General features: G+C 50.3%; 13 protein-coding genes and 1 other annotated feature. Of the genes, 5 read left to right on the top strand and 8 right to left on the bottom strand.

All coding sequences use genetic code 11. From position 1 onward, the window contains the following. The first annotated feature begins 26 nt into the window (after positions 1-26). Positions 27-413: a hypothetical protein gene (locus SF3947; protein NP_709675.1), complete on the top strand. Its 387-nt coding sequence runs from the start codon at positions 27-29 to the stop codon at positions 411-413. Then, positions 393-1,159: a mobile genetic element, on the bottom strand. Its footprint overlaps the gene before it by 21 nt. On the opposite strand, the gene insB is transcribed toward SF3947, so the two are convergent. The 6 genes from insB to yihK form a co-directional block, all read right to left on the bottom strand. Continuing rightward, the gene (gene insB / locus SF3946; protein NP_709674.1) at positions 407-802 is read right to left on the bottom strand and encodes an insertion element IS1 protein InsB; all 396 of its coding nucleotides are present in this window, start codon (positions 800-802) and stop codon (positions 407-409) included. Its footprint overlaps the feature before it by 396 nt. The genes SF3947 and insB overlap by 7 nt on opposite strands. After that, the gene (gene insA, locus SF3945; RefSeq protein ID NP_709673.1) at positions 829-1,104 is read right to left on the bottom strand and encodes an insertion element IS1 protein InsA; all 276 of its coding nucleotides are present in this window, start codon (positions 1,102-1,104) and stop codon (positions 829-831) included. Its footprint lies within the feature at positions 393-1,159. Then, positions 1,133-2,191 carry a resistance protein gene (gene yihN / locus SF3944; RefSeq protein ID NP_709672.2) on the bottom strand — a complete coding sequence of 353 codons (1,059 nt, stop codon included), beginning with the start codon at positions 2,189-2,191 and terminating at the stop codon, positions 1,133-1,135. Positions 2,192-2,292: 101 nt before the next feature. Next, on the bottom strand, positions 2,293-3,273 hold the full coding sequence (gene yihM, locus SF3943; RefSeq protein ID NP_709671.1) for a hypothetical protein: 981 nt from the start codon (positions 3,271-3,273) through the stop codon (positions 2,293-2,295). A gap of 7 nt (positions 3,274-3,280) precedes the next feature. After that, positions 3,281-3,991: a transcriptional regulator gene (gene yihL, locus SF3942; protein NP_709670.1), complete on the bottom strand. Its 711-nt coding sequence runs from the start codon at positions 3,989-3,991 to the stop codon at positions 3,281-3,283. Between the two features lie 216 nt (positions 3,992-4,207). Beyond that, positions 4,208-6,031, bottom strand: a complete 1,824-nt coding sequence (yihK, locus tag SF3941; RefSeq protein ID NP_709669.1) for a GTP-binding protein — start codon at positions 6,029-6,031, stop codon at positions 4,208-4,210. 372 nt (positions 6,032-6,403) lie between these two features. On the opposite strand from yihK, the gene glnA reads away from it, so the two are divergent. From glnA to glnG, 3 genes are all read left to right on the top strand, one after another. After that, the gene (glnA, locus tag SF3940) at positions 6,404-7,813 is read left to right on the top strand and encodes a glutamine synthetase (RefSeq protein NP_709668.1); all 1,410 of its coding nucleotides are present in this window, start codon (positions 6,404-6,406) and stop codon (positions 7,811-7,813) included. A gap of 172 nt (positions 7,814-7,985) precedes the next feature. Next, positions 7,986-9,035 carry a nitrogen regulation protein NR(II) gene (glnL, locus tag SF3939; protein ID NP_709667.1) on the top strand — a complete coding sequence of 350 codons (1,050 nt, stop codon included), beginning with the start codon at positions 7,986-7,988 and terminating at the stop codon, positions 9,033-9,035. 11 nt (positions 9,036-9,046) lie between these two features. Then, positions 9,047-10,456 (top strand): nitrogen regulation protein NR(I), encoded by a 1,410-nt coding sequence (gene glnG / locus SF3938; RefSeq protein NP_709666.2) that lies wholly within the window; start codon positions 9,047-9,049, stop codon positions 10,454-10,456. A gap of 450 nt (positions 10,457-10,906) precedes the next feature. Here glnG and hemN read toward each other — a convergent pair whose 3' ends face one another. Both hemN and yihI read right to left on the bottom strand, forming a co-directional pair. Then, entirely contained in the window at positions 10,907-12,280 is a 1,374-nt protein-coding gene (gene hemN, locus SF3937) for a coproporphyrinogen III oxidase (protein NP_709665.2), read from the bottom strand. Between the two features lie 188 nt (positions 12,281-12,468). Continuing rightward, on the bottom strand, positions 12,469-12,978 hold the full coding sequence (yihI, locus tag SF3936; RefSeq protein NP_709664.1) for a Der GTPase activator: 510 nt from the start codon (positions 12,976-12,978) through the stop codon (positions 12,469-12,471). 617 nt (positions 12,979-13,595) lie between these two features. On the opposite strand from yihI, the gene yihA reads away from it, so the two are divergent. Continuing rightward, positions 13,596-14,192 (top strand): hypothetical protein, encoded by a 597-nt coding sequence (gene yihA, locus SF3935; RefSeq protein ID NP_709663.4) that lies wholly within the window; start codon positions 13,596-13,598, stop codon positions 14,190-14,192. Positions 14,193-14,227: the final 35 nt, after the last annotated feature.

Below are 14,227 nucleotides of genomic sequence, written 5' to 3'. Positions count from 1 at the left end.
AATAGCCGCTATTTCCATCCTGGTGGGTGGCGGCCTCCCTACGTTTAAAAAATGGACTTATTATGAAAAAGATTAATGCAATAATTTTATTATCTTCTCTGACCTCTGCCTCGGTATTTGCTGGCGCATACGTCGAAAACAGGGAGGCATATAATCTTGCCTCCGATCAGGGCGAGGTTATGCTACGTGTGGGTTATAACTTCGATATGGGCGCGGGTATTATGTTAACCAATACCTACACCTTTCAGCGAGAAGATGAACTAAAACATGGCTATAATGAAATTGAAGGTTGGTATCCTTTATTCAAACCAACCGATAAATTAACCATCCAGCCCGGTGGCTTAATTAATGATAAGAGTATCAGTTCGGGTGGTGCAGTGTATCTGGACGTCGTAATGACTCCAACTTACTGATAGTGTTTTATGTTCAGATAATGCCCGATGACCTTGTCATGCAGCTCCACCGATTTTGAGAACGACAGTGACTTCCGTCCCAGCCTTGCCAGATGTTGTCTCAGATTCAGATTATGTCGCTCAATGCGCTGAGTGTAACGCTTGCTGATAACGTGCAGCTTTCCCTTCAGGCGTGATTCATACAGCGGCCAGCCATCCGTCATCCATACCACGACCTCAAAGGCCGACAGCAGGCTCAGAAGACGCTCCAGTGTGGCCAGAGTGCGTTCCCCGAAGACGTGCGCCACAACCGTCCTCCGTATCCTGTCATACGCGTAAAACAGCCAGCGCTGACGTGATTTAGCACCGACGTAGCCCCAATGTTCGTCCATTTCAGCGCAGACAATCACATCACTGCCCGGTTGTATGCGCGAGGTTACCGACTGCGGCCTGAGTTTTTTAAGTGACGTAAAACCGTGTTGAGGCCAACGCCCATAATGCGTGCACTGGCGCGACATCCGACGCCATTCATGGCCATATCAATGATTTTCTGGTGCGTACCGGGCTGAGAGGCGGTGTAAGTGAACTGTAGTTGCCATGTTTTACGGCAATGAGAGCAGAGATAGCGCTGATGTCCGGCAGTGCTTTTGCCGTTACGCACCACGCCTTCAGTAGCGGAGCAGGAAGGACATCTGATGGAAATGGAAGCCACGCAAGCACCTTAAAATCACCATCATACACTAAATCAGTAAGTTGGCAGCATTACCAATTTTTGCTTCGCCGATAGGTGCAAAAAATACGGCTCGCTGTGTAAAGACTATCGCGCCAAAGCCCAGCGTACATGCCATCCCTAAATAGACCGGCATACTTTCGTGCGGCAGCATAATCAACAGTACGAGCGCAGCGGTACTGATGATAAAGGTGTAGCATAGATATTTACTCGGCGATTTCAGGATCTTATCTGAAATCATGCCACCAATCGGTCCACCAATCATTTTCAGACAGTATTGGTTAATGATGCCGTAAGCCCCCACCAGCGCAACGGGCAATAGATAGATGTTTTTCAGGAATGGAATGAAGAATGTCAGGCCACAGTAAACCGCGTAAACGAAGAAGACGTTGAAAGCGATAAGCCAGATGGTTTTGTCTCTCAGCACTGAGGTCATACTGGTGTTTTGCGATGCTCCGTCTTCTTTTTTCACCTCAACGGACGGTGCCTCTTCTTTGTCATTCAGGACAAAGAAAATAATAATGCCTACGGCAATCACAATAAGGGAATAGAACCAGATGCCTGCTTTAAAACCTAATAAGCCACTGCCAAACCAGGTAAATACTGCCAACGCAGAAAATGCCACCACGGTATCGACAATGCCACGCCCTGTTTCGAAGAAGCCAAACAACCGACCTTGTTGTTCGCTATTGCCCAATCGACTTACCGACTTGAGCAAGACCGGCCAGTTCATCATGTCGCAAGTAACGCCAAATAGCGCCCAGACAAAGAGGATGCCCCAATACCCCGGCATTGTCGTCAAATAAACACCCAGTAATCCTGTCGCAATGAGTGAGAATGACATGGTGTATCTGCGCGGTAGTTTATCGGCAAAATAAATAGACAGAAAAAAGCCCACTGTGGTGACAAATGAGTTTACCGACATAGCATTACCAATTTGACCATTGGTCAAATGGAAATATTCCTGCATCGGGATATAAAACGCATCTTTCAGCGACGGTAATTTATAAATTGTACCGCCACACAGTGTTAATAGACTAAATAACGCCCATTTCTTTTTCGTGAGCATAACATCCCCTAAGCGATTTTTAAAATCACTGTTTTAAAGGCAATAAGATACCGACCATTCATATGGAATGGTTTTATTAACTGCGTATGAGTTAAAACTTATTAGTGGTTCAGAAGATGGTTTGCCTCTTGTTTGATTTGTTGTAGTACGTTACGCACATGATTTATCTGATTAATTGCATCTTCTTTTTCTTTACGTAACCGCGCATCCAGTAAATGATTTTCTGGTAGGGGTGTTTCACTCATCTGGCGATAAGGGATCCACGGATTATCATCTTCGTCTTCAAAGCGGAACGCCGACGCATAGTAATCAACCTCTTCTTCCAGGCCATATGCCGTCACCTGCGGCTCATCATCGCCAAGGCAGATAAGGTGCGTTAATAACGCTTTGAATGGCATATCACCCTGACCTGAAATACAGGCTTTATGACCCAGGCCACCCTGTTCTTTAACGATCAAGGCATCTTTAATATGGACCTGGGTAATATGCGGTGCCATCGTTTTTAAGGCGTCGATGGGATGCTCATTTGCATTGATCATGTTAGCAAAATCAAACAGTAAGGAAAGAGACTCCATCTCACTTTCTTTGACCAGCGACACCAGCTCATGACTTTTTAAATCTTCATGCTGCTCAATCGTAAAAGTCAGGCCGCTGTCCTGATACGTTTCCCGTACATAGGCAATGTCGTTAGCGATAATCGATAATACGTCGCGCAAATTACCTTCATAACGTGGATAAAAACGTACGGACGTTGCCCCAGTTTTCAACGCGATGGCGACGGCTTCGTCAATAGATGCCTTATCTGAAGCGCTGGTTTCAATATGAATATCAAGGTTCAGACGGCGGGCTTTATCCCCAAAGGCAGAGAGTTCTTTATCGTCCATATTACCAAGAGAAAAACGCTCGCCATCCAGAACATGGATTTTGACGCCACGTAGATTATTTTCACTTGCGATATCAAGTAAATCAGCAGGCAACACTCTTTCCAGCCGCATATTTAAATGAAAGGCATAAGCATGTAAATAAAGAGGAAGAGTGTCGACACGTTGTAGAATCTTTCTTGCGTTATTTATTGTCACCATAAAACACCTACAGATTAATGATGAGGTCTACGGCCTCAAATCGCCAATATTCAATATCTATCTGGACAATATTGCCTTGCTGGTCGGCGCGATGCTTTTCAATTAAGATCGCTGGCATACCCGCAGAACCGCCAAGATACTTGCTGATATCGCCCGGCATTCTGACGGGTTTGAAAATCAATTTTTTTACTACCGTCTCTTTTTGGTAGCACTTTTCCCAGACTGCAGAAAATGAGTGGTTTTCAAGTTGTTCAATAAAACCCGGAGCAACTTCAGGATTAATATATGTTTCGTGATAGAAAACTTTATGTCCTTCCAGCGCCCCCCAGCCGGTGATGCGATAGAGTTCAGTTGATGGCGTCACTGCAATCAGTGGCGCGAGCGTCTCGGGAATATCGCTGGTACGGTTTTTCTCGGTAAACCCCCAAGAAGGCTCTCGCCCTTGCTCAATTGCGGCCCGCTGAAAGCTCGCCGACAGCTCCGGACTGTAATTAAATCGCGGCTGGGTCACGAACCACCCCTTACGATCCTTACGGAAGATTTTGGATTCTGCCTCGAGGTTCAACAACGCCTGGCGCAGCGTCATACGTTTAATGCCCAGCAGTTCTCCCAGCTCTCTTTCTGAAGGGAGTTTTCCACCCGGCGTGGTGATGCCATCTTTCAACCACCGATCCAGTTTCTCTTTTGCATTTTCTACGGTGGATTGATTCTCCGCCATTGTTTAATCCTTTTGGTTTAAACCAGATGAAGCATCTTACGCTTACGCCAAAAAAGAAAGCAATTAACGGTGTATGACTTTGCAGATAATTGTGACAAAGCTCTCTATTGACGTAATCACAGACTTATAAGGGAGATACTCGCATTGGTGTGCGCTCACGACAGGTAAAAAAAAACCTGCCATCGCTGGCAGGTTTTTTATGACTAAAAAACGAAATTAATCGTCTTTCGGTGCGCGGTTGGCGCGGCGACGATCGTTTTCCGTCAGGTGACGTTTACGAATACGGATAGAGGTCGGAGTCACTTCTACCAGTTCGTCATCATCGATGAACTCCAGAGCTTGTTCCAGAGTCATGCGGATAGGCGGAACCAGAACAACAGCTTCGTCAGTACCGGAAGCACGCATGTTGGTCAGTTTCTTACCGGTCAGGCAGTTTACAGTCAGGTCGTTAGAGCGGCTATGAATACCGATAATCTGACCTTCGTAAACTTCTGCACCGTGACCGAGGAACAGCTTACCGCGATCCTGCAGACCGAACAGCGCGAACGCGACAGCTTTACCCTGACCGTTAGAGATCAGTACACCGTTCTGACGCTGACCCACTTCGCCCGGACGTACGTCGTCGTAGTGGCTGAAGGTGGAGTACAGCAGACCAGTACCGGAAGTCATGGTCATGAACTCAGAACGGAAGCCAATCAGACCACGGCTTGGGATCACGTAGTCGAGACGTACGCGGCCTTTACCGTCTGGATTCATGTTTTTCAGGTCGCCTTTACGTTCGCCCAGCGCCTGCATCACAGAACCCTGATGCTGTTCTTCAACGTCCAGCGTCACGTTTTCATACGGCTCTTGTTTACGACCGTCTATTTCACGGAAGATTACTTTCGGACGGGATACCGCCAGTTCGAAACCTTCACGACGCATGTTTTCGATAAGAACAGAGAGGTGCAGTTCACCACGACCAGAAACGCGGAACGCATCGGCGTCTTCGGTTTCTTCTACGCGCAGCGCAACGTTGTGTACCAGTTCTTTGTTCAGACGATCGAGGATCTGACGAGACGTTACGAACTTACCTTCTTTACCGCAGAACGGCGAGGTGTTAACGCAGAAGAACATAGAAACGGTCGGCTCATCAACGGAGAGTGCCGGCAGCGCTTCAACGTTTTGCGTGTCGCAAACGGTGTCAGAAATGTTCAGTTCGCCCAGGCCCGTGATCGCCACGATATCGCCAGCTTCCGCCAGATCGGTTTCGATACGTTCCAGACCGAGGTGGCCCAGCACTTTACCGACTTTCGCGTTACGGGTTTTGCCTTCGCTATCGATGATAGTAACCTGCTGGTTCGGCTTCACTTTACCACGCTTGATGCGGCCAATGCCGATAACGCCAACATAGCTGTTGTAATCGAGCTGAGAAATCTGCATCTGGAACGGACCGTCAAGGTCAACGTCCGGCGCAGGAACGTGGTCAACAATCGCCTGATACAGCGGGGTCATGTCTTCCGCCATATCTTCGTGGTCCAGACCCGCGATACCGTTCAGCGCAGAAGCGTAAACGATCGGGAAGTCCAGCTGCTCGTCGGTCGCGTCGAGGTTAACGAACAGATCGAATACCTGATCCACAACCCAATCAGGACGCGCGCCAGGGCGGTCAACTTTGTTGATAACAACAATCGGCTTCAGGCCGTAAGCAAACGCTTTTTTGGTTACGAAGCGCGTTTGCGGCATCGGGCCGTCAAATGCGTCAACCACCAGCAGCACTGAGTCTACCATGGACATTACACGTTCAACTTCACCACCGAAGTCGGCGTGCCCCGGGGTATCAACGATGTTGATACGGTAATCATTCCATTTGATAGCGGTGTTTTTCGCGAGGATGGTAATCCCACGCTCTTTCTCCAAATCGTTGGAGTCCATCACGCGCTCTTGGGTTTCGGCACGAGAGTCGAACGTACCGGATTGTTGGAGCAGCTTGTCTACCAGGGTGGTTTTACCATGGTCTACGTGCGCGATGATGGCGATATTACGCAATTTTTCGATCACAACTTTGCCTCAGGCATTAGAAATAGCGCGTTATTGTACACGGATTAATCGCACTACAAAACAGGATCACAAACATCCTCCGCAAACAAGTATTGCAGAGTCCCTTTGTGATCGCTTTCACGGAGCATAAAAAGGGTTATCCAAAGGTCATTGCACCAATATGGTGCTTAATGTTTCCATTGAAGCACTATATTGGTGCAACATTCACATCATGGTGCAGCCCTTTTGCACGATGTTAAGCATGATAACGCCTTTTAGGGGCAATTTAAAAGTTGGCACAGATTTCGCTTTATCTTTTTTACGGCGACACGGCCAAAATAATTGCAGATTTCGTTACCACGACGACAATGACCAATCCAGGAGAGTTAAAGTATGTCCGCTGAACACGTACTGACGATGCTGAACGAGCACGAAGTGAAGTTTGTTGATTTGCGCTTCACCGATACCAAAGGTAAAGAACAACACGTCACTATCCCTGCTCATCAGGTGAATGCTGAATTCTTCGAAGAAGGCAAAATGTTTGACGGCTCCTCGATTGGCGGCTGGAAAGGCATTAACGAATCCGACATGGTGCTGATGCCAGACGCATCCACTGCAGTGATTGACCCGTTCTTCGCCGACTCCACCCTGATTATCCGTTGCGACATCCTTGAACCTGGCACCCTGCAAGGCTATGACCGTGACCCGCGCTCTATTGCGAAGCGCGCCGAAGATTACCTGCGTTCCACTGGCATTGCCGACACCGTACTGTTCGGGCCAGAACCTGAATTCTTCCTGTTCGATGACATCCGTTTCGGATCATCTATCTCCGGTTCCCACGTTGCTATCGACGATATCGAAGGCGCATGGAACTCCTCCACCCAATACGAAGGTGGTAACAAAGGTCACCGTCCGGCAGTGAAAGGCGGTTACTTCCCGGTTCCGCCGGTAGACTCTGCTCAGGATATTCGTTCTGAAATGTGTCTGGTGATGGAACAGATGGGTCTGGTGGTTGAAGCCCATCACCACGAAGTAGCGACTGCTGGTCAGAACGAAGTGGCTACCCGCTTCAATACCATGACCAAAAAAGCTGACGAAATTCAGATCTACAAATATGTCGTGCATAACGTAGCGCACCGCTTCGGTAAAACCGCGACCTTTATGCCAAAACCGATGTTCGGTGATAACGGCTCCGGTATGCACTGCCACATGTCTCTGTCTAAAAACGGCGTTAACCTGTTCGCAGGCGACAAATACGCAGGTCTGTCTGAGCAGGCGCTGTACTACATTGGCGGCGTAATCAAACACGCTAAAGCGATTAACGCCCTGGCAAACCCGACCACCAACTCTTATAAGCGTCTGGTCCCGGGCTACGAAGCACCGGTAATGCTGGCTTACTCTGCGCGTAACCGTTCTGCGTCTATCCGTATTCCGGTGGTTTCTTCTCCGAAAGCACGTCGTATCGAAGTACGTTTCCCAGATCCGGCAGCTAACCCGTACCTGTGCTTTGCTGCCCTGCTGATGGCCGGTCTTGATGGTATCAAGAACAAGATCCATCCGGGCGAAGCCATGGACAAAAACCTGTATGACCTGCCGCCAGAAGAAGCGAAAGAGATCCCACAGGTTGCAGGCTCTCTGGAAGAAGCACTGAACGAACTGGATCTGGACCGCGAGTTCCTGAAAGCCGGTGGCGTGTTCACGGATGAAGCGATCGATGCGTACATCGCTCTGCGTCGCGAAGAAGATGACCGCGTGCGTATGACTCCGCATCCGGTAGAGTTTGAGCTGTACTACAGCGTCTAATAGTTGAAGTTGTACTACCCGGCGCACAACGCCGGGATTTAGTTGCCGTGGAAACTTTCAGCCCATCTCTGCATGGGCTTTTTTCTCCGTCAATTCTCTGATGCTTCGCGCTTTTTATCCGTAAAAAGCTATAATGCACTAAAATGGTGCAACCTGTTCAGGAGACTGCTTTATGGCAACAGGCACGCAGCCCGATGCTGGGCAGATCCTCAACTCGCTGATTAACAGTATTTTGTTAATTGATGACAATCTGGCGATCCATTACGCCAACCCCGCCGCGCAACAACTGCTCGCCCAAAGCTCCCGCAAATTGTTTGGTACGCCGTTACCGGAACTGTTGAGCTACTTCTCATTAAATATCGAGCTGATGCAAGAAAGTCTGGAGGCGGGGCAAGGCTTTACCGATAACGAAGTGACGCTGGTCATCGATGGTCGCTCGCATATCCTTTCTGTGACGGCCCAGCGTATGCCGGACGGCATGATCCTGCTGGAGATGGCACCGATGGATAACCAGCGCCGCTTAAGCCAGGAACAACTACAACATGCTCAACAAGTAGCTGCCCGTGATTTAGTGCGCGGCCTGGCACATGAGATTAAAAATCCGCTTGGCGGTTTACGTGGCGCGGCGCAGTTACTCAGCAAAGCGTTACCTGACCCATCACTACTCGAATATACCAAAGTGATTATCGAACAGGCGGACCGGCTGCGAAATTTGGTCGACCGTCTGTTGGGGCCGCAGCTGCCCGGTACGCGCGTTACCGAAAGTATTCACAAAGTGGCTGAACGCGTGGTAACGCTGGTGTCGATGGAACTGCCGGACAACGTGCGGTTGATTCGTGATTACGATCCCAGCCTGCCGGAACTGGCGCACGACCCGGATCAAATTGAACAGGTCTTGCTGAATATTGTGCGCAATGCGCTACAGGCGCTGGGGCCGGAAGGCGGTGAAATCATTCTGCGTACCCGCACCGCGTTTCAACTGACCTTACACGGCGAGCGCTACCGGCTGGCGGCGCGGATTGATGTGGAAGATAACGGGCCGGGCATTCCGCCTCATTTGCAGGATACGCTGTTTTACCCGATGGTCAGCGGCCGCGAAGGTGGCACCGGGCTTGGCTTATCCATCGCCCGTAATTTGATTGATCAGCATTCAGGCAAAATTGAATTTACCAGTTGGCCAGGTCATACCGAGTTCTCGGTTTACCTGCCTATCAGGAAATAAAGGTGACGTTTATGCAACGAGGGATAGTCTGGGTAGTCGATGACGATAGTTCCATCCGTTGGGTGCTTGAACGTGCGCTCGCTGGAGCGGGTTTAACCTGTACGACATTTGAGAACGGCGCGGAAGTACTGGAGGCGCTGGCGAGCAAAACGCCGGATGTGCTGCTTTCAGATATCCGTATGCCGGGAATGGACGGGCTGGCGCTGCTCAAGCAGATTAAACAGCGCCATCCAATGCTTCCGGTCATCATTATGACCGCACATTCCGATCTGGATGCTGCCGTCAGCGCCTATCAACAAGGGGCGTTTGATTATCTGCCCAAACCGTTTGATATCGACGAAGCAGTGGCGCTGGTTGAGCGCGCTATCAGTCATTACCAGGAACAGCAGCAGCCGCGTAATATTCAGCTTAACGGCCCAACGACCGATATCATCGGCGAAGCGCAAGCCATGCAGGACGTGTTCCGTATTATCGGTCGGCTTTCGCGTTCTTCTATTAGCGTGCTGATTAACGGCGAATCCGGCACCGGTAAAGAACTGGTCGCTCATGCCCTGCATCGCCACAGTCCGCGCACCAAAGCGCCGTTTATCGCGCTGAATATGGCAGCTATCCCAAAAGATTTGATCGAATCAGAACTGTTTGGCCACGAGAAAGGCGCGTTTACTGGCGCGAATACCATTCGTCAGGGGCGTTTTGAACAGGCCGATGGCGGCACGTTATTTCTCGACGAAATTGGTGATATGCCGCTGGATGTGCAGACGCGTTTGCTGCGCGTGCTGGCAGACGGTCAGTTTTATCGCGTTGGCGGCTATGCGCCGGTGAAAGTGGATGTGCGGATTATCGCTGCCACTCACCAGAATCTTGAACAGCGGGTGCAGGAAGGTAAGTTCCGTGAGGATCTGTTCCACCGCCTGAACGTTATCCGCGTTCATCTGCCGCCGCTGCGCGAACGTCGGGAAGATATTCCCCGTCTGGCGCGCCATTTTTTACAGGTTGCCGCGCGCGAACTGGGCGTAGAAGCGAAGTTGCTGCATCCGGAAACCGAAGCTGCTCTGACGCGTCTGGCGTGGCCAGGCAACGTGCGCCAGCTGGAAAACACCTGCCGCTGGCTAACGGTGATGGCCGCCGGGCAGGAAGTGTTGATTCAGGATTTGCCCGGCGAACTGTTTGAATCAACGGTTGCGGAGAGTACTTCGCAAATGCAACCGGACAGTTGGGCGACACTTTTAGCGCAGTGGGCAGACAGAGCGCTGCGTTCCGGTCATCAAAATCTGCTTTCCGAAGCGCAGCCAGAGCTGGAGCGGACGTTACTGACGACCGCGTTGCGACATACGCAGGGGCATAAACAGGAAGCGGCGCGGCTACTCGGCTGGGGCCGCAACACTCTGACGCGTAAGTTAAAAGAGCTGGGGATGGAGTGATTCACGGCTTGTGTGTAAAGATTGATTATTGAGCGCAAATTGCTGGTATTTTGCGCTTTACTGTTCCGATAAGTTCAGTATGATCTTGCCCGGAAAACGGGGAGAGTCATTATGCTGGAATCAATAATTAATCTGGTATCGAGTGGCGCAGTTGACAGCCACACACCGCAAACTGCCGTTGCTGCCGTGCTGTGTGCCGCGATGATTGGGCTGTTTAGCTGAAGCTCGTTGTTTATGCCGGATGCGGAGAAAGTCGTAGGCCTGATAAGACGCGACCAGCGTCGCATCAGGCATCATGCTCAGATGCCTGATGCGGCGTAAACGCCTTATCCGGCCTACAAAAGCAATAATTTCAACAGGTTTTGTTGCCCAGCGCATCAGGCAATCTTGTTCTCAGCACATTGATGGCGCTTTCGTTTTCTACTTTGTAAACGAAGCGCCATTCACTCTTTAAATCACCCGTGAGAACTGCTGCATCCGCGCTTTCTGGCGCAGATAGGTATCAAAGCACATGCAAATGTTGCGGATCAGCAAGCGACCTTTCGCCGTCACCTGTATTCCCTTCTCATCCACATCCACCAGCCCATCTTTTGCTAACGGGGCGAGCAGCTTGAGATCTTCCGCAAAGTAATCAGCGAAGTGCAAATCCCACTGTTTCTCAAGAGGGGCGTAATCCAGACGGAAGTTGCAGATGAGCGACTTAATCACATCGCGGCGAATACAGTCATCACGCGTTAGCGCAATACCACGCCACAGCGCATTGCCTTGTTCATACACTTGCTGATAGTACTGCTTCAACTCTTTCTGGTTCTGCGCGTAGCAGTCGCCAATCATGCTGATGGCGGAAACGCCCATCCCCAGCAGATCGGTATCGCCCTGAGTGGTGTAGCCCTGGAAGTTACGATGCAGCACGCCTTCACGCTGGGCCACCGCCAGCTCGTCATCAGGACGGGCAAAGTGATCCATACCGATAAACTGATAGCCCGATTGCGTCAGGAAGGCGATGGTTTCCTGCAGGATATCGAGTTTTTGCTGCGGACTCGGCAGGTCAGCATCTTTGATTTTGCGCTGAGCAGCAAAAATGGTCGGCAGATGCGCGTAGTTAAAAACGCTCAGACGATCGGGGTTCAGCTCCGCCACACGTTTCAGGGTAAAGGCGAAACTCTCCGGCGTCTGTTTCGGCAGGCCGTAAATCAGGTCGATGTTGGTGGAGGTAAAACCAATCTCACGCGCATGGTTAAGCAGTGCAAAGATGAACTCTTCATCCTGCTCGCGGTTAACCAGACGTTGCACTTCTTTGTTGAAGTCCTGCACGCCCATGCTCAGGCGATTAAAGCCTTCGGCGCGTAAATGATCGAGTACATCCAGTTCGATTTCCCGCGGATCGACTTCGATCGAAATCTCCGCATCGGTATTGAAATGGAAGTTTTCGCGCAGCAGCTTCATCAGACGGCTGATTTGCGCTTTATTCAGATACGTCGGCGTTCCGCCGCCCCAGTGCAATTGGCTGACGTGACGCCCGGCGAACAGCGGTGCACGATGGACGATTTCTTGCTCCAGCGCGTCCAGATACTGATCGGCCTTGTGCTGCTGGCGAGTAACAATCTTATTGCAACCGCAGAAGTAACAAAGCTTATGGCAGAACGGGATATGTACGTAGAGAGATAATGGACGCTCAGGATAGCGCGCCACGGCTTGTAAAAACGCCTGTTCGCCGAAGTCTTCTGAAAACTCCAGCGCGGTCGGGTACGAGGTGTATCGTGGCCCGGAATAGTTATATTTCTGGATCAGGGCCAGATCCCAGTCGATTTGCTGTACAGACATGCTCACTCCTTCCGATGGCGTCTCTGGCGGCTACGGCGTACCGGCGGATGCCCGTTTCGGGTCATCAGCCGGTTGCGCAGCCACTTTTGTCGCCGCGACAACCGCTGTAGTTTAACGAATAACCACACCAGATAACATATAACCGGAAGGGTTATCAGCAGAACGGGAAGGCCCACGGCGGCAATCCGTTAGTTGCCCCGCAGCAGACGCATCATGTCTTCTTGCTTCTCGTCTTCTTCCTCTTCTTCGTCATCGTCATAAGAGAGGCCGAGTTTCTGCATCAACTCATCAATACGATCCAGTTTAGCATCCACCCAGGATTGCTCTTCGGCGCTCAGGGTTTCGCCTGCTTCCAGACGTTCCAGCAGCGCATCCAGACGCTCATCCGTTTCCAGTAATTCCAACTCCGCCTGCGGTGAAAGCATAGGTTTCTCACTCTTCGGTTTGTGCTGTTTGGTGACTTTTTCAGTCACTCCCAATGGAATAGGGGTTTTACTGCCAATACGTGGATCTTTTGGTGCGTTCTGGCCTTTGCTGCCTGACGTGGTGTTTCCGCCCGCTGCGCGGCTGCCCGGCGCATGACCACGACGTTTTTTCTGACGCTTACGGTCACGAGCTTCCTGATCCAGCTCCTCGCGTGTTTTTCGACGCGCTTTTGCATGACCTTTGCTGCGTGAGTTTGAAGATGATGGTTTCATAATGGTTCGTCTTTTAGCCGTTTTATTCAGTATAGATTTGCGGCGGAATCTAACAGAAAGCAAGCAAAGAAAAAAGGCGACAGATTACTCTGTCGCCTTTTTTCCTGACTCATAACCCTTAACGGGTCTTACAATCCTTGCAGGCCGCCAACACACCCTGTTTTTCCATTAGCCGGAACAATCCGTGTTGATTCCATTTCCGTTTAATTACGTCTCCGGACGTTTGTCTTCCTGACAATCCTCTGTCTTCGCCTCCTGGCGCTCCTGACCCTCATCCTGAGTCATTGTTCCTGTTAGCGTCCTCGCTCTATGGGTGCTACTTTACGCCTTTGCTTTAAACAAACAATCAACCGCCATCAGTATTTGCACATTTTCAGAGTTTTATATAAAAGCAATTCACTGATTTATATAGCTTATTTGACATGCATCGCAGAATTTTCTCTGCTATTTCGCATAAAGACTATCGGCAATGTCTCACAAAGCGTATGGCTTTTACTTACAACGCTCACGCCGAAAAATCCGCCTTTTATTATGGTTCAGGTATAATCGCCACAAAGCTTTGACTGACGGAGACGACCGCTTTGACTAATTTGAATTATCAACAGACGCATTTTGTGATGAGTGCGCCTGATATTCGCCACCTACCTTCCGATACCGGAATTGAAGTGGCTTTTGCAGGCCGTTCCAACGCAGGTAAATCCAGCGCGCTGAACACGCTGACTAACCAGAAAAGCCTGGCTCGTACCTCAAAAACCCCAGGGCGCACCCAGCTTATCAACCTGTTTGAAGTGGCTGACGGCAAGCGTCTGGTTGACTTGCCTGGGTACGGTTATGCGGAAGTCCCGGAAGAGATGAAGCGCAAATGGCAGCGTGCGCTCGGCGAATACCTCGAAAAACGTCAGAGCCTGCAAGGTCTGGTGGTGCTAATGGATATTCGCCATCCGCTGAAAGATTTGGATCAGCAGATGATTGAGTGGGCGGTAGACAGCAATATCGCCGTTCTGGTGCTGCTGACCAAAGCGGACAAACTGGCAAGCGGCGCACGTAAAGCGCTATTGAATATGGTGCGTGAAGCTGTACTGGCGTTTAACGGTGATGTGCAGGTTGAAACGTTTTCTTCGTTGAAGAAACAAGGCGTAGACAAGCTGAGGCAGAAACTGGATACCTGGTTTAGCGAGATGCAGCCTGTAGAAGAAACGCAGGACGGCGAATAATTTTCTTGCCTTAATGCTTGTGCCGGATGTGGCGT

Source organism: Shigella flexneri 2a str. 301 (assembly GCF_000006925.2).
Classification (GTDB): domain Bacteria; phylum Pseudomonadota; class Gammaproteobacteria; order Enterobacterales; family Enterobacteriaceae; genus ECMA0423.
Note: the sequence above shows the minus strand (reverse complement) of the source record. Positions and strands in the feature narration are given on the sequence as shown.